We start from the raw sequence: 20,105 nt of genomic DNA on the forward strand, positions 1-20,105 counted from the left end.
GTCGGGCGATGGTTAAGCATGCGCTAACCGCCGTCGATCTCCCGACCTGGCGATCATGTGCCGACGTAAAAAAGCCCGCGCGGGGCGCGGGCGTCATGCCGATGATGGTTGGAACGGAAGGGCGGAGCCGTCAGGCCGTCCGCTCGATCCGGTGGCGGGCCTCTTCGGCCTCGCGTGCCCGCTCGCCGAGTTCGCGGGAATAGGCGCGGAGCTTCAGCAAGGTCTCGTCCGGGAGCTGCGAGATCGTCTCGCCGGTCTCGCGATCCTTCTTCTGCAGCACGACAGCACGGGTCTTCGGATCGATGATGAGCTTGCGCTCGACGCCCTCGTCGATCGTCTTGTCGGCGAGGCGTCCGTTCTGCGCGTTGGCGAAGGCGCGCTGCTCGCCGGCTGCGCGGCTGCGGGCGTCACGCTGCTGCGCGCCGACATCGACATGGACGGCGTCGCCGGCCGGGGCGGACTGGACGGTCTTCTCGGGAGGGAGCTCGACGGCGACGCTGCCGGGCCGGGCGATGACGTCGGCGCGTGCGACGACAGGTGCGCCGGCTGGAGCAGCCACCCTCGGGGCATTGCCAAAGTCCATGTCGCACTCCTTCTGGAGCTTTCAACGGCACCGTCGTGCCGCCAGGCGTCGTCGTCGCGGACTGGATGCACCAATCCGATCCTGACGATAATGCCGGAAATGATTGAATCCGGCGTTAGGAAATTAGGTAAATATTGACGGTTGCCGTGGCAGCGGCCCGCCGCCGCCGTTCCCTTGGTCGCCGCCTGGAACGGCGTGACCGGCCCATCCGGCCCTAGAGCCGCCGCGATACCACCAGCGGACCGGAATTGGGGCGCGCGAAGACGCCAGCGCCGACCGTGGCGGCCGGTCCGTAGCCATTGGCGCGCATCGGCTTGTTGGCGTCGGCGGCGAGATCGCGGATCACCGATTCCGAGACGGCGCGGGCCGTCGCCAGGACCAGCTGGTTGGTCTCGATGAGATTCTGGAAGGCGTGATGCGCTTCCTTCAGCCGCTTCACCTGATCGGGCGCGAAGCGGGCCAGCGCCACGGCGTTGAGCTTCACCTGCTCGACGCCGCGCATATAGGTGCCGGCGAGCTCGGCCTTGCGCGGCTCGCGTGTCATCGCCTCGGGCAGGCGGCCGACGCGCACGAGCTCGGTCTCCTCGCCGACGAGATGGGCGAGGGCGGACAGCGCATCGAGCACGTTCTCGATCAGCGCCCGGGCGTCGCTGGCGCCCGAGACGCGCGGCCGCTCGTCGAGAATGCGTTCAGCCACCGACATGTCAGGCTCCCTTCGAGGCCTGGGCCTGGAGGCTCAGCATCTCGCGCATGATCTGGTCGGAGACGCCGATGCCGCCGGATTTCTGGATCTGCTTGGCGTATTGCTGGGTGAGCTGCGAGCGCCAGACGTCGCCGCCCGTGCCGTTCTCGCCGAGCGGACCCTCCGCGCCCATGTTGGTGAACATGTGCTGGGTCATCTGCTCGAGGAACATCGTCTCGAAATCATCGGCCTGCTTCTTGGCCTTGGCCTTGGCCGGGTCCAGCGCGTTGGCAATGCCGTCGACGACCTTGCCGGCGACGCCGAGCGCCAGATTGGCGGCGGGGAGGGCGAGAGCGGCAGTCATCACATCACCTCGATTTCGGCCTGCAGCGCGCCCGCCGACTTGATGGCCTGGAGGATGGAAATCAGGTCGCGCGGGCCGATGCCCAGCGCATTGAGCCCGTCGACGAGCTCGGCCAGCGTCACGCTTTCCTTGACGAGGGCGAGCTTGTTGCCGCCTTCGGTGTCGACCTTGACGCTGGTGCGCGGCGTCACGACCGTCTGTCCGCGCGAGAAGGGCTCGGGCTGCGAGACCTGGGGCTGCTCGCTGATCGTGACGGTGAGGTTGCCCTGCGCCACCGCGACGGTGGAGACGCGCACGTCCTTGCCCATAACGATGATGCCGGAGCGCTCGTCGATGACGACGCGGGCGCCCTGGTCGGGCTCGACGCGCAGCTGCTCGATGTCGGTGAGCAGCTTGATCATGTTGCCCTTGAAGCGGGGCGGGATCTGCAGGGCGACGGTCGAGGGGTCGGTCGGCTCGGCGGAATCGCCGCCGATGAAATCGTTGATCGCGGCGGCGACGCGGCGCGCCGTGGTCAGGTCCGGATTGCGCAGCGAGAGGCGCAGCGTCTGGAGCTTGTTCAGCGCGAAGTCGATCTCGCGCTCGACCACGCCGCCATTGGCGATGCGCCCGACGGTGGGGACGCCGCGGGTGATCTTGCTGGCCTCGCCCTCGGCCGAGAAGCCGGAGATCGCGACCGGCCCCTGCGAGACGGCGTAGACCTCGCCATCCGCGCCGAGAAGTGGCGTCACCAGCAGCGTGCCGCCCTGAAGCGACTTGGAATCGCCCATGGCGGAGACGGTGACGTCGACGCGGGTGCCCTGGGTGGCGAAGGGCGGCAGATTGGCTGTCACCATCACGGCGGCGACGTTGGCGGTGCGCATGTTGGCGCCGCGGGTGTTGACGCCGAGCCGCTCCAGCATCGCCTGCAGCGACTGCTTGGTGAAGGGCGTGTTGTTGAGCGTGTCGCCGGTGCCGTTGAGGCCGACGACGATGCCGTAGCCGAGCAGCTGGTTGGTGCGGACGCCCTCGACCGAGGCGAGGTCCTTGATGCGGGAAAGCGCGAAGGCGGGCTGCGCCGGCAGGCTGAGGCCGAGCGCGAGCAGGCCGACCAGCGGCCGCATCAGCGATCTCAGGACAGGCAGGCGAAACATGCGGCTTCCGATGCTCGTGAACGAATCTCGGCTTTGCCTTGCGAGCGCCGTGCCAGATCGCGAAAAATCGAAAAGCCTTGTTTGTCAGTCGTTTGGAGTTTCGATGCAGTCTGGCGCCGGGGAGACCGGGCGGCCGTTCCTGCCGGGGCGGCAGTTTCTGCCGGGTGATTTACCGGCTGTTAACCGTGCCGGGGCAAGCTTTCGTTAACTGTTGAGTTCACGCATCCGATCACCGGGAACCAGCTTCCCCATTCCGGTTCGATGCTCCAGCGAGGCCGCCATGATCAGGATCGACCAGCGCGCGCCCGTCTCCAACGCCGGCTCGGCCGGTTCCGCGAGGCGCACGGGCGGCGCGTCCTTCACGCTTCCGACATCCGACAGCGAGGCGCCGGCCCGCAGCGCCGGCGTCGCCGCGGCCGGTCCGCTCGACATGCTGCTGGCGGTGCAGGCCGATGAAGACCAGCAGGAGCGCAAGCGCCGCCAGGCCCGGCGCGGCCATGACCTGCTCGACGGGCTCGACCGGCTGAAGGCCGCGCTGCTCGCGGGGCGCGTCCTGCCTTCGGAGCTGGAGCGCATCAGGAACGCGCTGACGCTCAGGCGCGAGACGACCGACGACCCGCGCCTCGACGAGGTGCTCGCCCATATCGAATTGCGCGCGGCGGTGGAGCTGGCGAAGCTCGGGCGCTGAGGGGGCGCGTTACCGCTTCGTGCCCAGGGAGGGGCTGGGAAGCGTCTGCGCCGCCAGGCGCTTGATCTCGTCGGAACGGAAAGTCTTCAGACGGCCAAGAAATGCACCGATCGCCTCGTTCCCGTAGGCGCGATGGCTGATCGCGAAAAGCAGGACGCCGGAGCGGCCGTTCGCACCTTTGAAGGAAGCATAGCGATAGGCGTTCCATTCGGCGATTTCGCCGCCTTGCGCGTCACGGCCGCCGATCAGGAAATCGACGATGATCTCGCCGCTCTGCTTGTTCTCCATAATGGCGAGGTTGGCGAGCGGATCCTTGCCCTTGCGGGCGTTGATCGTCCGTATCTGTGCGGAGGCCACGCTCGCGACGCCGCCTCCTTCGAGCAGTTCGACGAGAAGCATCCGCCCATAGCGCTCGACCGTCTGGCCGGCAGGCAGATATTCCTGCTTGTAATAGGCCGGTGTCGGCTGTGCGCTCCAGGCCAGCGCATAGGGCGTTCCGGCGAAGGAGAGGGGGCCTGGCACGCCGATCCGGTCGATGGCCTGAGCGCCAGCGGGCACGGCCAGGACCGCCGACAAGGCGACGGTCGCAGCTTGGATGGCTTGCCGTCTCGTGGCGCGAACCATCTGCCCTCCCAACTCAGCGAATGAACTGGTCGACATACTCCGCGCCGAGGCCGTTCTGCGCATAATGCGCCCGGCATTTGTCGATGCGCGTGAAGACGTCGTCATAGCCCAGGCATTTGCCGTCCGGATCGACATAGATCATCGCGCCGTTGACCTGGAACATGGTGATCATCTCCTCGACATCGGGATCGACCACCAGCGTATGCGTCTCGCCCGGCGCCTCGTAGACATAGGAGCCCTCGGTCGCGACCCAGTCATGCTCCAGGTAGCGCCATTGGCCCTTCAGCACATAGCCATGCACCGGCAGCGGGTGGCGATGGCGCGAGAGCACGCCGGCGCGGCGGACCTTGAGCAGGTTCATCCAGTAGCCGCGCGAGGTGCACAGCAGCAGGGGACGGAACCAGACATTGTCGTCGACCGGCACCCAGACACGCTCATCCGTCGGGATGACGTTCGGCACGATCAGCTCCGGCGGCGATTCCTTCGGCTGGGGATGGCGATAGGGCGTCCAGCGCTCCTCCTGCGTGGCCGTGACGGGCATGGGACTCGTCGAGGTCATGGCGTGTCTCCCGTGTTGAGTTCTTGATTCAAATGCCGCTCGAACTGATTCAATATCGGCGCGCAAGCGGTTGAAATATCTGGGTTTCTAGAGCGTCAGATAGCCGCCGTCGACGGGCAGGATCGCGCCGGTGATGAACTGCGCCTCGTCCGAGACGAGAAACGCGATGGCGCCGCCGACATCGCCCGGCTTGCCCCAGCGGCCCATCGGCGTGCGGGCGAGGATCGGGGCCGAGCGGGCCTCGTCCTCGACCAGCGGCCGGGTCAGTTCGGTCTCGATCCAGCCCGGTGCCACGGCGTTGACCCGGATGCCTTCGGGCGCCCAGGCGGCGGCGAGCGACTTGGTGAGCTGGCCGACGCCGCCCTTCGAGGCTGCATAGCCCGGCGCGAAGGGCGAGCCATGGAAGGTCAGCATCGAGGCGGTGTTGACGATGGCGCCGCCGGGCTTGTCAGGCCCCTTCGCCGCGAGCTTCTCCTTTGCCGCCAGGCTCATCCGCATCGTGCCGGTGAGGTTGACCTCGATGGTCAAGCGGAAGGCGTCGATCTCGAATTCCTTGCCGCCGCGCTGGATCATGCCGGCGCAGTTCACCAGCGCGTCGATCCGTGGGCAGGTCGCGACGATGGCGGCGACCTCATCGTCGCGGGTGACGTCGAGCCTGGCGTGGCGGATGGCCGGGTGGGCGGGCGGCACCGCGACCTCTTCCACGGTCAGCCCGGTGGCGAGAACCTCGTAGCCGGCCTTGGCCAAGGCGAGGGCGGCGCCGGCGCCGATGCCGCGCGTGCCGCCGGTGACGAGAGCGAATTTGGACGAAGTCGGCTGTGTCATGCGCCGGAGGCTAGAGTGCCGGCCGGCGCCGGGGAAGCGCGCGCGCCGCAAGCCGCCATGAGCCTGCGGCCTGCCTCACCTCATTGCCACCTGTATTTCAGCGAAAGCAGCGCGGTGCCGCGCGTCTCATAGTCGCTGGCGACCAGCGGCAGCTTGCGGGCTAGCGCGAGGTCGAAGGAGGCCTGCCAAGGCAGGTCCGCCGCCTTGGCGAGATCGACCGAGAGCTTGACCTCCGGCGTCAGCGCGGAATGAAAGCCGTCGCCCGCCGCGAAGACATAATTGCCGGCCATGCCGAGCTGGGTCGTCAGCATCAGATGCGGGAAGAGCTGTTGCCGATAGCCGATCGTGGCATCGCCGGTCTGCTCGGGATTGCCGCCGACCGCGCCGCCGCCACCGGTCGAGACGCCCCAGATCACGCCGGGATCGGTGGATGCGGGCCGTGCCCAGCGCCAGTCCAGGCGGGCGTCGCGCGAGGTGCCGGGCCCGGCCGGCGCGTTCAGGCTGGTCGAGAGCGAGAAGGCATCCCGGCCGAGCTTGAAGCCGACGGAACGGTCCTGATCCGCGCCCGTCATGGTCTCGCGCGCGGCGAAGCCCTTGCGGATGATGTCGACCGGGATGGGGGCGCGGGCGCGCAGATGGGCGCCGGACGCAGTGTCGGCGCGGCCGATCGCGGCCAGGGCCGGATTGAAGACGACGGCATCGGAATCCGCGACGACGGGCGCGGCCGCGTCCATCCCATTGGCGTCGGGGTCGAGCAGGGCTCCACGTGGGATCGGGAGTTGCACGGCGGCGTCCGCGCTTGCGTCCTGCGCCCAAACCGGGCTGCAAGACAGCATTCCTGCGAGGAAAAGCGCCGCCGATGCCGGTGCGGCGCTCCACATCATGATGATACGAGACACGTCGTTCGTCCTGTCGCTATGACGAGCGGCAGGACAGGCTAGGCGGCGAAATTGCCGATTTTGCGGCGGTGCAGCATAAACCGCCGGGCGAGACATTGCCCGAAAGCTGCGCTTCCCCCGCCGCCCCGAACCCGCTAGGAAGCGACCAGCCGGAGACCTTGGCCGAAAGCCACGGTTTCGGACGTTCTATCTGGAGAGCACAGGGGTCATCGCATGAGCAAGATCAAGGTCGCCAACCCGGTCGTCGACATGGACGGCGACGAGATGACCCGGATCATCTGGCAGAAGATCAAGGACACGCTGATCTTCCCCTATCTCGATCTCGAACTCGAATATTACGACCTCTCGGTCGAGAACCGCGACGCGACCGACGATCAGGTTACGATCGACGCCGCCAACGCCACCAAGAAGCACGGCGTTGCCGTGAAGTGCGCGACCATCACGCCGGACGAAGCCCGCGTGAAGGAGTTCAACCTGAAGCAGATGTGGAAGTCGCCGAACGGCACGATCCGCAACATCCTCGGCGGCGTGATCTTCCGCGAGCCGATCATCTGCAAGAACGTGCCGCGCCTCGTGCCGGGCTGGACTCAGCCGATCGTCATCGGCCGCCATGCCTATGGCGACCAGTACCGCGCGACCGACTTCAAGTTCCCGGGCAAGGGCACGCTCTCGATCAAGTTCGTCGGCGAGGACGGCCAGGTGATCGAGAAGGAGGTCTTCAAGGCCCCCGACGCCGGCGTCGCCATGGCGATGTACAACCTCGACGACTCGATCCGCGACTTCGCGCGGGCCTCGCTGAATTACGGCCTGATGCGCAAGTACCCGGTCTATCTCTCGACCAAGAACACCATCCTCAAGACCTATGACGGCCGCTTCAAGGACATCTTCCAGGAGATCTACGAGAAGGAGTTCAAGGCCGAATTCGACAAGCTCGGCATCACCTATGAGCACCGTCTGATCGACGACATGGTGGCGTCGGCGATGAAGTGGTCGGGTGGCTACGTCTGGGCCTGCAAGAACTATGACGGCGACGTGCAGTCCGACACCGTGGCGCAGGGCTTCGGTTCGCTGGGCCTGATGACCTCGGTGCTGATGACGCCGGACGGCAAGACCGTCGAGGCCGAGGCCGCCCACGGCACGGTGACCCGCCACTACCGCGAGCACCAGAAGGGCAGGGAGACCTCGACCAACTCGATCGCCTCGATCTTCGCCTGGACGCGTGGCCTCGCCCATCGCGCCAAGCTCGACAACAATGCCGAGCTCGCGAAGTTCGCTGCGCTGCTCGAGAAGGTCACGGTCGATACGGTCGAGTCCGGCGACATGACCAAGGACCTCGCCCTGCTGGTCGGCCCCGACCAGAAGTTCCTCTCGACGACCGGCTTCCTCGAGAAGGTCAGCGAGAACATGAAGAAGGCGATGGCCGCCTGATCTCGGGCCCTATCGCAGCAAGCCATGCAGAGCCCGGCCGAGAGGCCGGGCTTTTTTTCTGCACGGGAAGGCGAAGCGCGAGGTTGCCCTGAGGCTTCCCGGTGGGGAGCGGGCGCTCATCGTGAACAGGATCGGGGCGCCTTTTCACCGAAAGCCGATACCGATGATCACATGAAGCCCGGATTGCGCGGCAGGTATCGCGTCCAAGTTCCATAACCGTGCGATGCCATCAGCAGCATCGGGAAGGTGATGCGCATGCCACGACTGACTGCGAGGCTCAGGGCGCTTTCGCATGTCCCGGGCAGGAACGCCGATATGTTCTCGCAGGATCGATTGGCCGCCATCTTCAATGCGGACGCAAAGGCGTCACCGAGAGCGTCGGCCTCCCTGACCGCGAGAGGTCCGATATGCCCGCTGGAACTGACATAGCAGTAGCCGACACAATCGCTGCCGGAGCAGAGCAAGACCCCTGTGGCAGCCGGGTCATTGAGCAGGTAGCGGTGATGCTTCTCTCGCGTGAAGCCGATCGCGCGGGAGTCGATTTCAGCCAGTTTTTCCATCGTCGCGGCATTGTCGTCGATCGGGATGCTATCGAATGGAGGCTCCCGCAATCCCTCCATCACCCGCTCTCGCGCCGCGCGGAACAAATAGATCGGCATCTTTGGAAAAAGCCCATGCCGGATGTAGAGGCCCTGCGAGACCCTGTTAAAGGTGAAAGTGATCAGGGCCTTGTGAGCCACGTCCGATTTCCGGGCATGTTCCAAGCTGCGTTTCAATAGTTCATTCCCGATGCCACGACCCTGTTGGGCGGGATCGACGAATAGCTGGGCAAGAAACCACACATTCCCGCACACCCAACTCCAGACAAAACCGAGGATGTCATCGCCATCCTCCGCGATCCATAGGCCGTCAGGGTCGTCCCTGAGGGAGAACAGCTGAAAATTGGGCGCGCTCGGGGTCGCCATCAGACCGAAGCCATGGCGCGTGGTCAGATCGTTGATGCTGGCAACAACGAGGGCGTCTGCCGTCGCCAAATCCTGCGCTCGGGCGGGCCTGTAGACGAGTGACATCGGACAACTCCGTCAGAGCTATTCAAACAGGTCTTGGCATCCCGTGTCCGGCTAACAGAGCCAACAATATCGCGTCGCGTTGCCGTCCGGTTGGGAAAATTCATGGCGAGATCCGCTGTGGACTCGCTCCAGCGTCCTATGGGATCGCCGCGATTGGTCCGCAAAGGGTGGGACGCGGAAGCCGGTGCGTCCTGATTTTGCGAAAGGGAGCGAGCCTTTCGTCGGACGTGCTCTCCTGTCCGGAAGGCCTGAGCAGGAGGCCATGAAGCGGCGGATCGCCGGCGACCAGGCTTCGGCCAGCATGGGCTTTTTCGTTTGCGCCCTCGCGAGCGGTGAGTCCGCGGCAAGATTCGGAAACGAAATGGCCTTGGAAATGCCGGCTCGGCACCCAAAAAGCTGCACAGACCAGTTCTAGCAAGCAAGGCATGAACACAGGCTTTGCACTTGCCATGGGCGTCGTCGCCGGACTGCTGACAAATCTGTCGGCCGGGATCACCGTAGCCGGCCTCGTCTGGATGATGCTGATGGCGCTCCGCGAGGTCACACGCCAGTATTGAGACCCCGTAGAATGTGAGCCTTTGCGGAACGGGGACCGGGCCGCTTTGCGTTCCCGGAACGATCCGCACGAGCCGCAAACCACCGCATCAGGGTGGTCTCAGACGGGATTCATTCCACCTTGACGGGACGGCGGGCTAGAATGACGGGGCCGCTGACCGGCGCGTTCATCACATAGCGCAATTCATAGACGCCCGGCTGCTCCGGCGCCTCCAATGTCGCCTCGACATTCTCGGCCGGGAAGAAGCGCGGCCCATCGGCCTCGGCCGGGGCGCCGGGCTGCACCAGCACGACGCGATCCTGCTCGCCGTTCGGGCCGATGCCGCGCACCGGCAGCGCCTGGCTATGGCCGACGCGCTCGGGGGCGGCCAGGGTCGCGCTCGGCTCGGTCGTGACAAACGGCTGGCGCAGCAGGATTTGGGGCGCGCCGTCCTTCTCGACGGTCAGCCGCAATTCGTAAGCGCCGACGGCTCCGGGCGTCTGCAGGGAGGGAACGGTGGTCTTCGGCTGAAGGACGACGATCGCCTTCTCGGCCGGATCGTCCGGGCGGGCGATGGCGAGGCGTGCGCCCTGCGGCGCGTTGCTCAGGAAGACGCTGAGCGGGGCGCCGGCCATGATGCTGCGCGCCGCCGAGATCGCGGGCTGCGGCGGACGCGGGGCCGGCTTCTGCTGCTTCTGGGCTGATGCGACGGCCGGCCAAAGGCCGGCCGTGATCAGCACGACACGGCGGGAGAGGGCGCCTATGGCGGCACCGCTCTTCCGGGGCTGCATCAGCCCATCGCGGCCGCGACGGCGTCGAGCGCTTCCTGCGCCTTGCTGCCGTCCGGTCCGCCGGCCTGGGCCATGTCGCGGCGGCCGCCGCCGCCCTTGCCGCCGAGTTGCTCGGAGGCCGCGCGCACCAGCGCGACCGCATCGAAGCGCTCGGTCAGGTCGGGCGTGACGCCGACGACGACGCCGGCCTTCCCGTCATCGGCGACGCCGACGATGGCGACGACGCCGGAGCCGACGCGCGCCTTGGCCTCGTCTGCGAGGCTCTTGAGGTCCTTCATCTCAATGCCGGTGACGGCCCGCGCCAGGAGCTTGGCGCCGGCGATTTCCTGGATCGGTTCTTCGGCTGCGCCGCCGCCGCCCATGGCGAGCTTCTTGCGGGCCTCGGTCAATTCACGGTCGAGCTTGCGGCGCTCCTCGATCAGCGCGGCCAGACGGTTTCCGGCCTCCGAGGCCGGGACCTTGAGCAGGCTCGCGAGCCCATCGAGCAGGCGCGATTCCTCGTTGAGGCGCAGGCGTGCGCCATTGCCGGTCATGGCTTCGAGACGGCGGACACCCGCCGCCACCGCGCCTTCGCCGACAATGCTGACGAGGCCGATGTCGCCGGTGCGCGCCGCATGGGTGCCGCCGCAGAGCTCGACCGAATAGGCCTTGCCGGCCGGGTTTGTGCCCATCGCGACGACGCGGACCTCGTCGCCGTATTTCTCGCCGAAGAGGGCGCGCGCGCCCGATTCGATCGCCTCGTCGACGCTCATCAGCCGGGTCGTGACCGGTTCGTTCTTCAGCACGATCGCATTGGCGATCTCCTCGACCTCGCGCAATTCCTCGGCGCTGATGGGCTTGGGATGCGAGAAGTCGAAGCGCAGCCGGTCGGGCGAGACCAGCGAGCCCTTCTGCGCGACATGGTCGCCGAGGACGAGGCGAAGCGCCTCGTGCAGCAGATGCGTCGCCGAATGGTTGGCGCGGATCGCGGTGCGGCGCTCATGATCGACGATCAGCTCGACGGCAGCGCCGAGCTTCAATTCGCCTTCCTTGACCGTGACGCTATGGGCGAAGACGTCGCCGAGCTTCTTCTGGACGTCGGAGATCTCGACGACCGTGCCCGGCGCCTTGACCACGCCGGCATCGCCGACCTGGCCGCCGGACTCGCCGTAGAACGGCGTCTGGTTGACCAGCATGAAGCCGCTCTCGCCGGCCTTGAGGGACTGGACCTCGGTATTGTCGCGGATCAGCGCGGTGACCACGCCCTCGGCAATCTCGGTGTCGTAGCCGAGGAACTCGGTCGCGCCGAGCCTGTCGCGCAGCGGGTACCAGAGCGTCTCGGTCGCGGCCTCGCCGGAGCCGGACCAGGCGGCGCGCGCCTTGGCCTTCTGCTGCTGCATGGCGGCGTCGAAGCCCTCGACATCGACCGTGATCTCGCGAGCGCGCAGCGCGTCCTGCGTCAGGTCGAGCGGGAAGCCGTAGGTGTCGTAGAGCGTGAACGCGACGTCGCCCTTGAGGCTCTGGCCGGCGGTCAGGTCCCTGGAGGCGTCGTCGAGCAGCGAGAGGCCGCGCGCCAGCGTGGTGCGGAAACGGGTTTCCTCCAGCTTCAGCGTCTCGGTGATCAGCGCCTCGGCGCGGACGAGCTCGGGATAGGCCCGGCCCATCTCGCGGGTCAGCACCGGTACGATCCTGTGCAGCAGCGGCTCCTTGGCGCCGAGGAGCTGCGCGTGCCGCATGCCGCGGCGCATGATCCGGCGCAGCACATAGCCGCGGCCCTCATTGGAGGGCAGCACGCCGTCGGCGATCAGGAAGGCAGAGCAGCGCAGATGGTCGGCGATGACGCGGTGGCTCGCCTTCATCGGCCCGTCGGCGGGGACCGAGGTCAGGTCGGCGATGGCGCCGATCAGGGCCCGGAACAGGTCGATATTGTAGTTGTCATGCGTGCCCTGGAGCACGGCCGCGACGCGCTCCAGCCCCATGCCGGTGTCGATCGAGGGGCGGGGCAGGTCGGTCCTGATGCCGCCCGCGGCCTCCTCGTATTGCATGAAGACGAGGTTCCAGATCTCGATGAAGCGATCGCCATCCTCCTCGGGCGAGCCGGGCGGGCCGCCCCAGATATGGTCGCCATGGTCGTAGAAGATCTCGGAGCAGGGGCCGCAGGGGCCGGTGTCGCCCATGCGCCAGAAATTGGCGGACGTCGGGATGCGGATGATCTTGTCGTCGGTCAGGCCGGCGATCTTCTTCCAGAGGGCATGCGCCTCGTCGTCCTCGGAATAGACGGTGACGAGGAGCTTGTCCTTGGGCAGCTCGAACTCGCGCGTGACCAGCGTCCAGGCGTGGGTGATCGCCTGTTCCTTGAAATAGTCGCCGAAGGAGAAGTTCCCCAGCATCTCGAAGAAGGTGTGGTGGCGGGCGGTGTAGCCGACATTGTCGAGGTCGTTGTGCTTGCCGCCGGCACGCACGCATTTCTGCGCCGTGGTGGCGCGGGAATAAGGACGCTTCTCCTGGCCGGTGAAGACGTTCTTGAACTGCACCATGCCCGAATTGGCGAACATCAGCGTCGGGTCGTTGCGCGGCACGAGCGGGCTCGACGGCACGACCTCGTGGCCCTGAGACTTGAAGTAGTCGAGGAAGGTCGACCGGATATCGTTGACGCCGCTCATCGGTTCTTGCGCTTTTCAACACGGGCAGGGCCGGGCTGGCGCCCGGCGGGAACGACCGGTTCTAGTCAGGCCGCTCGCGCCTGTCCAGAAAGCTCGTTGCAGCGCACCGCGCGCAAGGTCTTATCGGCAAACGAAAACGGGCGGCCCGAAGGCCGCCCGCTTGATGGAACGTCATTCTCGGGCGGAGCGAAGCCCAGACTCGAGAAGCTCTCTCAGGATAGGTCGCCTCATTCGGCCTGAGCGGCTCGGGTCAAGCCCGAGCATGACGGCATTGGTTGTCTCAGGCTTCGCCTTCGTCGAGATCGTCCGCGGTCGGGTCCGCCTGATCGAGGATGCGCTCGGCGACCAGCCCGGAATTCTGGCGGATCGTGGCCTCGATCTTGGCGGCCATGTCCGGATTTCCCTTCAGGAAGGTCTTGGCGTTCTCGCGGCCCTGGCCGAGGCGCTGGCTGTCGAAGGAGAACCAGGCGCCCGACTTCTCGACCATGCCGGCCTTGACGCCGAGGTCGATCAGTTCGCCGACCTTCGAGATGCCCTCGCCGAACATGATGTCGAACTCGACCTGCTTGAAGGGCGGCGCGACCTTGTTCTTGACGACCTTGACGCGGACCTGATTGCCGGTCGCCTCGTCGCGCTCCTTCAGCGTCGAGACGCGGCGGATGTCGAGGCGTACCGAGGCATAGAATTTGAGCGCGTTGCCGCCGGTGGTGGTCTCCGGGCTACCGTACATCACGCCGATCTTCATGCGGATCTGATTGATGAAGATCACCATGCAGTTCGAGCGCGAGATCGAGGCGGTGAGCTTGCGCAGCGCCTGGCTCATCAGGCGGGCCTGCAGGCCGGGCTGGACATCGCCCATCTCGCCCTCGATCTCGGCGCGGGGTGTGAGCGCGGCGACCGAGTCGACCACGAGCACGTCGATGGCACCGGAGCGCACGAGGGTATCGGTGATCTCGAGCGCCTGCTCGCCGGTGTCGGGCTGGGAGATCAGCAGGTCGTCGAGATTGACGCCGAGCTTGCGGGCATAGACCGGGTCGAGCGCATGCTCGGCATCGACGAAGGCGCAGACGCCGCCCTTCTTCTGGGCTTCGGCGATGGTATGCAGCGCCAGCGTGGTCTTGCCCGAGGATTCCGGCCCGTAGATCTCGATGACGCGCCCCCTGGGCAAGCCGCCGACGCCGAGCGCGATGTCGAGCCCAAGCGAACCCGTGGAGATCGTCTCGATCTCGATCGAAGGCGAGTTCTTGCCGAGCCGCATGATCGAGCCCTTGCCGAAGGCGCGTTCGATCTGGGAGAGCGCCGCATCGAGCGCCTTGGCCTTGTCCATCGAGGAGCCTTCCACGAGCTTGAGATTTGCCTGATTCACGGTTCGGGCTCCTTATGGCAGGGCTGCAGAGACATCTCAATGCGTCTTGACAGGAGAATGGTCACGCTTTGTTCCTGTCGGCAAGTTCTTTTTTTGTTCCCGTTGCGGGTATGGTGACAGGAGATGTCATGAGCCCGCTCTGACCAAGGGGACAAATGGGCGATCCGCGCGGCAACCGGACATTGGGAGATCGCCCGGATCCGGTCGCTTCTCGCTCCTGCCGCCCAAGCCTCGAAGCCGTGGCCGGAGGACGACGCTTACAAGCCTGCGGGCCACTGGCCATAAACTCGCCCTTAACCTTGATCGGGCATTTCCTCGGACCAGTGAGTGGCTTCGCGCGGGCTGTACCTGCTGCGGCGCGAGGGTGGCAAACCATGCGGCTGATCGTCGGCACAATCATCGTCTTCGTCTGCGTCTTCGGTAGCTACGCGGCGATGGGCGGCCACCTCGAGGTCCTCTGGCAGCCCTTCGAGTTTGTCATCATCCTCGGTGCAGCGATCGGTGCCTTCGTCATCGGCAACCCCGCGCCGGTGCTCAAGGCCGTGCCCGCCATGCTCGGCTCGCTCATGAAGGGCGCCAAGTACAAGCAGGAATGCTACGTCGAACTGCTGGGGATGCAGTATTCATTGTACAAGCTCGTGAAGCAGAAGGGCATGCTCGCGGTCGAGCAGCACATTGAAAATCCGAGCGAATCGACGCTGTTCAACGCCTTCCCGACTTTTGCGGCGAACCATCATGCGGTCGAGTTCGTCTGCGACTACATGCGCATGTTGACGATGGGCGCCAACAACGTCCACGAGATGGACGCTCTCATGGACGAGGAGCTGGAGACGCACCATCAGGAGCAGGAGCGTGTCGTTGCGGCCATGCAGTCGCTTGCCGACGGAACTCCGGCGCTCGGCATCGTCGCCGCCGTGCTCGGCGTGATCAAGACGATGGGGGCGATCACCGAGCCGCCGGAGGTGCTGGGACATCTGATCGGCGGCGCGCTCGTCGGCACCTTCTTCGGCGTCTTCGTCGCCTACGGCTTCTTCGGGCCCATGGCGCAGTCGCTCAAGGGCATCTATGAGGCGGAAGCCAAATACTACCTTTCGCTCAAGGCGGGTCTGCTCGCCCATATCGCCGGCCAGCCGCCGGTGATGGCGGTCGAATTCGCCCGCAAGGCTCTGATGAGCGACGTCCGTCCGACCTTCAGCGAAGTGGAAGCGGCAACCGCCGGCCTGCCCGCCTAGATCTGACACAATCTCCAGCAGGCACTCGATGACCAAGCCCGTCCAGCCGATCATCATCAAGAAGGTCAAGAAGGCCGCTCATGCGCACCATGGCGGCGCCTGGAAGATCGCTTATGCGGACTTCGTGACCGCCATGATGGCGTTCTTCCTGTTGATGTGGCTGATCAGCATGACGACGCAGGAGCAGAAGATCGGCCTGGCGGAATACTTCGCGCCAGCGGCTGCGAGTCTTTCAACCAGTGGCGCTGGCAGCGTCCTGATGGGCAGTGCCCTGGACAAGGCCGGCAACAGGTCGTCGGTGCCCCGCGACGCCGCGAGGGGCACGACCGGGCAGGACGACAAAGCGCGTCCGACCAATTCGGGCCACGCCAGCGATCGCGAGGCGAACCGCCCGTCCGCCGGCGTGCAGGCCAATTACAGCGCCATCGCCAGCCTCCGGCAGGCGATCCAGAGCATGCCCGAAATTGCCGAGCTGTCACGCAACATCGTGATCGAGCCGACCAAGGAGGGGTTGAACGTTTCCCTCGTGGACGAGAACGGCCGCGCCATGTTCCCCGAGGGCTCGGTCCAGCCCTACCAGCACACCCGTCTCGTGCTGGAGGCGCTCGCGCCCACCCTGCGCCGGATGCCCAACCAACTGTCTGTCGCCGGCCACACGGCCGCCGCGAGCCCGGGCGCGGTGCCGGCCGTCGATTCCTGGAGCCTCACCGCCGGGCGCGCGCTCGCCGTGCGTGAGATCCTGTCGGGTGCCGGGCTTCCCAGCAACCGCTTCACGTCCGTGGTGGGACGCGCCGACACCGAGCCGCTTTTCGTCGAGAATCCCTACATCCCGCCGAACCGACGGGTGACGATCACGCTGCTCAATGCGGAGCCACCGCTGCCCCCGGGCGCCCGTCCCTGACGGGCTAGGCACCATCGAAACGATGCTCGGTGCCAATTGTGGGTTTAAGACGAACCACGCCGTCTGATCGGAGCATAAAATCCGCTGGATGAAGCAGGATTGGCCCGCCCCGCCGTTGGGCCCGATCAGCCCATCGCCGCCTTCACCGTCTCGACGAGCTGCTTCATGGTGAAGGGCTTGGGCAGGAAGTGGAAGCTCTCGCCCTCGGGCAGGTTCTTGCGGAAGGCTTCCTCGGCATAGCCGGAGACGAAGACGACCTTGGTGTTTGGATTGCGCTGGCGCAATTCGCCGAGCAGGGTCGGGCCGTCCATTTCCGGCATCACGACATCGGAAACGACGAGGTCGATGTTGCCGTCCTTCTGCAGGAAGATGTCGAGCGCCTCGACGCCCGAGGCGGCCTCGTGGACGGTATAGCCGCGCGAGACCAGCATGCGGGCGTTGAGCGCACGCACCGCGTCCTCGTCCTCGACCAGCAGGATGACGCCGGCGCCGGTGTGGTCGGCGGCGAGCTTCTTCGGTGCCTCCTTGGCGGCGGCTTCGGCGGCGATCTCCTCCTCGCTCGGGACATGGCGCGGCAGGAAGATCTGGAAGGCCGTGCCCTTGCCGACGGTGGAGTCGACGAAGACATAGCCTCCCGTCTGCTTGACGATGCCGTAGACCATGGAGAGGCCCAGGCCCGTGCCCTTGCCGACCTCCTTGGTGGTGAAGAAGGGCTCGAAGATCTTGTCGAGATGCTCCTGCGGGATGCCGGTGCCGCTGTCCTCGACCTCGAGCAGCACGTAATCGTCGATCGGCAGCGCCTCGTGGCCGAAGCTCACGCAATCCTCGCGGGCGACGTTGCGGGTGCGCACAGTCAGCTTGCCGCCATCGGGCATGGCGTCGCGGGCATTGACGGCGAGGTTGACGATGACCTGCTCGAGCTGGCCGAGATCGGCCTTGACCGGCCAGAGATCGCGGCCCTGGCGGACGTCGAGCGTGACCTTGTCGGCGACGACCCGCTTCAGCATCAGCGAGAGATCCGAGAGCACTTCTCCGAGCTCCAGCACCTGCGGACGCAGGGTCTGGCGGCGCGAGAACGCGAGCAGCTGCCGCACCAGCGCCGCGGCGCGGTAGGCATTCTGCTTGATCTGCATGATGTCCGGGAAGGACGGGTCGGTCGGCCGGTGGCTGGCGAGCAGGAACTCGGAGGCGTTGATGATGACCTGCAGCACGTTGTTGAAGTCGTGCGCGATGCCGCCGGCCAGCTGGCCGACGGCCTGCATCTTGCCGGCCTGGTCCATGTTGTCGCGCAGCTTGCGCTCGGCGGTGGTCTCCAGCGCGTAGACGATGGCGCGCTCGCCATCGCCGTCCTCGGAGGCGGCGACGGGCGAGAGATAGAGCCTCGCCGAGCGGCCATCCTCGCCCGAGAGCGTCACGTCGAGCGGGCTTGCCCCCGAAACGCCCTCCATCGTCTCGATCATCGCCTTGTCCAGGCCGGAGCCCGGCGCGGCGAGATCCTGGATCGTCACGACCTGTACGCCGGCCGGGACCAGCCGGGCGAAGGCGGCGTTGGAGCGCAGAATCGCGCCGGCCTTGTCGACGGTGGCGATCGCCATCGGCGTCGAGTGGAAGAAGCGCGCGAAGCGGACCTCGGCATCGCTGCGGCTATCGGCACCGGCCTCGCCGGCGGCGCGGTTGAGGACCAGGGTGCGCGAGGGGCCGGCGCGTCCGTCCTGACCGAAGGCGACCTGATGGTGCAGGCGCACCGGCAGGGGAGAGCCGTTGCGGCGCTTGAGGTCGAGATCGAGCACTTCGACCCGGACATCGCCGGGCTGGCCGCGGATCGCCTGGACAAGGGCGGCTGCGGCCGGCGTGCAGATATCGTCGAGATGCAGGCCGCCCGAGCCGAAGCGGGCGAGGTCGAAATCGAGCCAGCCCGACAGCGTCGCGTTGAGATAGGAGACCTCGCCGTCGGCGTCGATCGAGACGAAACCGGCGGGCGCATGGTCGAGATAGTCGATGGCGTGCTGGAGCTCCTGGAAGGCGTTCTCCTGCCGCTCGCGCTCGGGGGTGACGTCGGAGACGGTCCAGAGCGTCGCGGTCGAGGTCTCGCGGCGCACCGGCGCGACGCGGACGCGATACCAGCCGACCTCGCCGCGCCCGTTGAGCGCGGGTTCCAGCCGGACCTCCTCGACGAGGCGGCGGTTCTCGCGCGCGGCGGTGGCGAGCCGGTAGATCGCTTCGGAGACGTCGGCGCGGCCGGTGAGCAGCCGGCCGACCGGCTTCAGATCGTTGGCGCCGGTTGCGCCCGCGAGGCCGAGATAGGCCTCGTTGGCATAGACGATGTCGTTCTCGCCCTCGGTGACGACGATGCCGTCATCGGCGCCGTCGACGATGGTCTTGGTGAGGTCGTTGCGCGCGGCGCGGCCGGAGAACTGGATCAGGCCGATCGCATAGGCGAAGAGGCCGAAAACGCCGACGACGGAGAGGATGGCGAGCAGGCCGAGGATCAGCGGCTGGGCCCATTCGTTGGCGATGAAGCCAAGCGCGATCGCCGCGCCGACGAGCAGGCCGGCGACGAGCAGGATGACGCCGATATGCCCCGGCTTGTCGGAGCGATCGATCGCGCTGGTGGCCGTGCTTCCGCTCATTGCGGTCAAGTCCGTTTCCTTGCTGCCGTGCCCGTCCGGCGGGGAGAAGACTGGCGGCTTAGGTTCATTCGCATCCGCTGTCGAGTTAGGCGCGGCGGCCCTTCAGGCGCAAGACGTAACCGATGACTTCGGCGACAGCCTGATAGTGTTCGACAGGAATTTCTTCGTCGATGCCGACCGTCGCGTGGAGCGCGCGGGCGAGCGGCGGATTCTCGACGATCGGGACGTGGTGCTCGCCCGCGACCTCGCGGATCTTGAGCGCGACGGCATCGACGCCCTTGGCGAGGCAGAGCGGCGCGGCCATGCCGGGCTCGTATTGCAGCGCCACCGCGAAGTGGGTCGGGTTGGTGATGATGACCGTCGCCTTGGGCACGGCCGCCATCATGCGCTTGCGCACGCGCTGGCTGCGGATCTGGCGCAGCTTGGCCTTGATCTCGGGATTGCCCTCGGAGTTCTTGAACTCCTGCTTGAGCTCCTCCTTCGTCATCTTCTGGCGCTGGTACCAGGAAAAGCGCTGCCAGACGAAGTCGCCGATGGCGATGACGGCGAAAAGCGCCAGCACCGCGCCCATGAGCTGGATCGCCAGTGAGAGCGCCGCCGGCATCAGCGCGGACACGTTCATCTCGGCGAAGGCTTCCAGCCGGTCGTGCTGGTTCCAGAGCGTGTACCAGATCACGATGCCGATCAGCGTCGTCTTGGCGAGGCCCTTGGCGAAGTTGACCCAGGCCTCCTTGCCGAACAGCCGCTTGAGGCCGGCCATCGGCGAGATGCGGTCGAATTTCGGCATCAGCGGCTCGAAGGTCCAGAGCAGCTTGTGCTGGATGAACGCGCCGGCCAGGCCCGCGCAGAGGATGAAGGCGAAGGGCAGGCCGAGCGCCATGAAGCCGGTCAGCACGCCTTGCCGCGTCACCTGCATGAAGGCGGCGCCGTCGGGCGGAACCTGATGGGCGTTCATCAGGAAGCCGCGCAGCGAGAGCATGGCGTCGCGTGCCGACCAGCCGGCAGCGACCAACAGCGACAGCGTGAAGCCGCAGAGCACGAAGAAGGTACCGATCTCCTGCGATTTGGGGACGTCGCCTTTCTCCGTGGCTTCGTCCAGCTTTCGCTGGGTCGGGTCCTCTGTCCTGTCTTCCTTGTCGGAGTCGTCCGCCAT

The 20,105-nt window shown here is 66.5% G+C and carries 19 protein-coding genes; 5 read left to right on the forward strand and 14 right to left on the reverse strand.

Translation table 11 applies throughout. The annotated features are described in order from the left end of the window. Positions 1 to 130: 130 nt before the first annotated feature. The 4 genes from AB6806_RS26965 to AB6806_RS26980 form a co-directional block, all read right to left on the reverse strand. Positions 131 to 583, reverse strand: coding sequence for a flagellar protein FlaG (locus tag AB6806_RS26965; protein ID WP_142021872.1), 453 nt, complete (start codon positions 581 to 583; stop codon positions 131 to 133). A 214-nt stretch (positions 584 to 797) separates the two neighbouring features. Continuing rightward, complete coding sequence (locus tag AB6806_RS26970; RefSeq protein WP_142021873.1) at positions 798 to 1,286, reverse strand: hypothetical protein; 489 nt, start codon at positions 1,284 to 1,286, stop codon at positions 798 to 800. Between the two features lies 1 nt (position 1,287). Next, the gene (locus tag AB6806_RS26975) at positions 1,288 to 1,629 is read right to left on the reverse strand and encodes a rod-binding protein (RefSeq protein WP_038358668.1); all 342 of its coding nucleotides are present in this window, start codon (positions 1,627 to 1,629) and stop codon (positions 1,288 to 1,290) included. Then, positions 1,629 to 2,732: a flagellar basal body P-ring protein FlgI gene (locus tag AB6806_RS26980; protein WP_038359957.1), complete on the reverse strand. Its 1,104-nt coding sequence runs from the start codon at positions 2,730 to 2,732 to the stop codon at positions 1,629 to 1,631. The genes AB6806_RS26975 and AB6806_RS26980 overlap by 1 nt, the downstream gene beginning before the upstream one ends. A 310-nt stretch (positions 2,733 to 3,042) precedes the next feature. Between AB6806_RS26980 and AB6806_RS26985 the strand changes: the two genes are divergently transcribed. Continuing rightward, positions 3,043 to 3,450, forward strand: a complete 408-nt coding sequence (locus AB6806_RS26985) for a flagellar assembly protein FliX (protein WP_370956096.1) — start codon at positions 3,043 to 3,045, stop codon at positions 3,448 to 3,450. Positions 3,451 to 3,459: 9 nt separating this feature from the next. Here AB6806_RS26985 and AB6806_RS26990 read toward each other — a convergent pair whose 3' ends face one another. The 4 genes from AB6806_RS26990 to AB6806_RS27005 form a co-directional block, all read right to left on the reverse strand. Continuing rightward, positions 3,460 to 4,074 (reverse strand): hypothetical protein, encoded by a 615-nt coding sequence (locus AB6806_RS26990; RefSeq protein WP_370956097.1) that lies wholly within the window; start codon positions 4,072 to 4,074, stop codon positions 3,460 to 3,462. Between the two features lie 13 nt (positions 4,075 to 4,087). Beyond that, on the reverse strand, positions 4,088 to 4,633 hold the full coding sequence (locus AB6806_RS26995; RefSeq protein ID WP_370956098.1) for a 2,4'-dihydroxyacetophenone dioxygenase family protein: 546 nt from the start codon (positions 4,631 to 4,633) through the stop codon (positions 4,088 to 4,090). A gap of 87 nt (positions 4,634 to 4,720) precedes the next feature. Then, the gene (locus AB6806_RS27000) at positions 4,721 to 5,458 is read right to left on the reverse strand and encodes an SDR family NAD(P)-dependent oxidoreductase (RefSeq protein ID WP_038358666.1); all 738 of its coding nucleotides are present in this window, start codon (positions 5,456 to 5,458) and stop codon (positions 4,721 to 4,723) included. Between the two features lie 80 nt (positions 5,459 to 5,538). Then, positions 5,539 to 6,243 carry a hypothetical protein gene (locus AB6806_RS27005; protein WP_142021875.1) on the reverse strand — a complete coding sequence of 235 codons (705 nt, stop codon included), beginning with the start codon at positions 6,241 to 6,243 and terminating at the stop codon, positions 5,539 to 5,541. A 327-nt stretch (positions 6,244 to 6,570) separates the two neighbouring features. On the opposite strand from AB6806_RS27005, the gene AB6806_RS27010 reads away from it, so the two are divergent. Continuing rightward, positions 6,571 to 7,785, forward strand: coding sequence for an NADP-dependent isocitrate dehydrogenase (locus AB6806_RS27010; RefSeq protein ID WP_038358662.1), 1,215 nt, complete (start codon positions 6,571 to 6,573; stop codon positions 7,783 to 7,785). A 167-nt stretch (positions 7,786 to 7,952) separates the two neighbouring features. Here the strand turns inward: AB6806_RS27010 and AB6806_RS27015 are convergent, their stop codons facing one another. After that, positions 7,953 to 8,855, reverse strand: coding sequence for a GNAT family N-acetyltransferase (locus tag AB6806_RS27015; protein WP_133563251.1), 903 nt, complete (start codon positions 8,853 to 8,855; stop codon positions 7,953 to 7,955). 425 nt (positions 8,856 to 9,280) lie between these two features. Between AB6806_RS27015 and AB6806_RS27020 the strand changes: the two genes are divergently transcribed. Then, entirely contained in the window at positions 9,281 to 9,412 is a 132-nt protein-coding gene (locus AB6806_RS27020; protein ID WP_260368347.1) for a hypothetical protein, read from the forward strand. Positions 9,413 to 9,521: 109 nt separating this feature from the next. Here the strand turns inward: AB6806_RS27020 and AB6806_RS27025 are convergent, their stop codons facing one another. The 3 genes from AB6806_RS27025 to recA all read right to left on the reverse strand — a co-directional run bounded on the left by AB6806_RS27025 (position 9,522) and on the right by recA (position 14,150). Next, positions 9,522 to 10,181 (reverse strand): hypothetical protein, encoded by a 660-nt coding sequence (locus tag AB6806_RS27025; protein ID WP_370956099.1) that lies wholly within the window; start codon positions 10,179 to 10,181, stop codon positions 9,522 to 9,524. Beyond that, positions 10,181 to 12,823, reverse strand: coding sequence for an alanine--tRNA ligase (gene alaS / locus AB6806_RS27030; protein ID WP_142021877.1), 2,643 nt, complete (start codon positions 12,821 to 12,823; stop codon positions 10,181 to 10,183). Before alaS ends, AB6806_RS27025 begins: the two co-directional genes overlap by 1 nt. Before the next feature lie 280 nt (positions 12,824 to 13,103). Continuing rightward, a complete protein-coding gene (gene recA / locus AB6806_RS27035; protein WP_112765288.1) occupies positions 13,104 to 14,150 on the reverse strand; it encodes a recombinase RecA in 1,047 nt (348 codons plus the stop codon). Positions 14,151 to 14,563: 413 nt separating this feature from the next. Here recA and motA point away from each other — a divergent pair, with 413 nt between their 5' ends. Further along, positions 14,564 to 15,421, forward strand: a complete 858-nt coding sequence (gene motA / locus AB6806_RS27040; protein WP_112765282.1) for a flagellar motor stator protein MotA — start codon at positions 14,564 to 14,566, stop codon at positions 15,419 to 15,421. A 28-nt stretch (positions 15,422 to 15,449) separates the two neighbouring features. Further along, positions 15,450 to 16,322: a flagellar motor protein MotB gene (locus AB6806_RS27045; RefSeq protein ID WP_038358653.1), complete on the forward strand. Its 873-nt coding sequence runs from the start codon at positions 15,450 to 15,452 to the stop codon at positions 16,320 to 16,322. Between the two features lie 125 nt (positions 16,323 to 16,447). Here AB6806_RS27045 and cckA read toward each other — a convergent pair whose 3' ends face one another. Both cckA and flhB read right to left on the reverse strand, forming a co-directional pair. Further along, positions 16,448 to 18,952 (reverse strand): cell cycle histidine kinase CckA, encoded by a 2,505-nt coding sequence (cckA, locus tag AB6806_RS27050; protein WP_133563259.1) that lies wholly within the window; start codon positions 18,950 to 18,952, stop codon positions 16,448 to 16,450. Between the two features lie 85 nt (positions 18,953 to 19,037). Beyond that, the gene (flhB, locus tag AB6806_RS27055) at positions 19,038 to 20,105 is read right to left on the reverse strand and encodes a flagellar biosynthesis protein FlhB (RefSeq protein WP_038358649.1); all 1,068 of its coding nucleotides are present in this window, start codon (positions 20,103 to 20,105) and stop codon (positions 19,038 to 19,040) included.

Origin of the sequence: Allobosea sp. RCC_152_1, from assembly GCF_041360765.1 — a bacterium.
Lineage (GTDB): Bacteria > Pseudomonadota > Alphaproteobacteria > Rhizobiales > Beijerinckiaceae > Allobosea > Allobosea spartocytisi.

What these genes read in the sequence shown, in the direction of transcription:
- AB6806_RS26965 (WP_142021872.1), bottom strand. Translation starts at nt 583, where the DNA reads ATGGACTTTGGCAATGCCCCGAGGGTGGCTGCTCCAGCCGGCGCACCT.
- AB6806_RS26970 (WP_142021873.1), bottom strand. Translation starts at nt 1,286, where the DNA reads ATGTCGGTGGCTGAACGCATTCTCGACGAGCGGCCGCGCGTCTCGGGC.
- AB6806_RS26975 (WP_038358668.1), bottom strand. Translation starts at nt 1,629, where the DNA reads ATGACTGCCGCTCTCGCCCTCCCCGCCGCCAATCTGGCGCTCGGCGTC.
- AB6806_RS26980 (WP_038359957.1), bottom strand. Translation starts at nt 2,732, where the DNA reads ATGCGGCCGCTGGTCGGCCTGCTCGCGCTCGGCCTCAGCCTGCCGGCG.
- AB6806_RS26985 (WP_370956096.1), top strand. Translation starts at nt 3,043, where the DNA reads ATGATCAGGATCGACCAGCGCGCGCCCGTCTCCAACGCCGGCTCGGCC.
- AB6806_RS26990 (WP_370956097.1), bottom strand. Translation starts at nt 4,074, where the DNA reads ATGGTTCGCGCCACGAGACGGCAAGCCATCCAAGCTGCGACCGTCGCC.
- AB6806_RS26995 (WP_370956098.1), bottom strand. Translation starts at nt 4,633, where the DNA reads ATGACCTCGACGAGTCCCATGCCCGTCACGGCCACGCAGGAGGAGCGC.
- AB6806_RS27000 (WP_038358666.1), bottom strand. Translation starts at nt 5,458, where the DNA reads ATGACACAGCCGACTTCGTCCAAATTCGCTCTCGTCACCGGCGGCACG.
- AB6806_RS27010 (WP_038358662.1), top strand. Translation starts at nt 6,571, where the DNA reads ATGAGCAAGATCAAGGTCGCCAACCCGGTCGTCGACATGGACGGCGAC.
- AB6806_RS27015 (WP_133563251.1), bottom strand. Translation starts at nt 8,855, where the DNA reads ATGTCACTCGTCTACAGGCCCGCCCGAGCGCAGGATTTGGCGACGGCA.
- AB6806_RS27020 (WP_260368347.1), top strand. Translation starts at nt 9,281, where the DNA reads ATGAACACAGGCTTTGCACTTGCCATGGGCGTCGTCGCCGGACTGCTG.
- AB6806_RS27025 (WP_370956099.1), bottom strand. Translation starts at nt 10,181, where the DNA reads ATGCAGCCCCGGAAGAGCGGTGCCGCCATAGGCGCCCTCTCCCGCCGT.
- alaS (WP_142021877.1), bottom strand. Translation starts at nt 12,823, where the DNA reads ATGAGCGGCGTCAACGATATCCGGTCGACCTTCCTCGACTACTTCAAG.
- recA (WP_112765288.1), bottom strand. Translation starts at nt 14,150, where the DNA reads ATGGACAAGGCCAAGGCGCTCGATGCGGCGCTCTCCCAGATCGAACGC.
- motA (WP_112765282.1), top strand. Translation starts at nt 14,564, where the DNA reads ATGCGGCTGATCGTCGGCACAATCATCGTCTTCGTCTGCGTCTTCGGT.
- AB6806_RS27045 (WP_038358653.1), top strand. Translation starts at nt 15,450, where the DNA reads ATGACCAAGCCCGTCCAGCCGATCATCATCAAGAAGGTCAAGAAGGCC.
- cckA (WP_133563259.1), bottom strand. Translation starts at nt 18,952, where the DNA reads ATGAGCGGAAGCACGGCCACCAGCGCGATCGATCGCTCCGACAAGCCG.
- flhB (WP_038358649.1), bottom strand. Translation starts at nt 20,105, where the DNA reads ATGGCGGACGACTCCGACAAGGAAGACAGGACAGAGGACCCGACCCAG.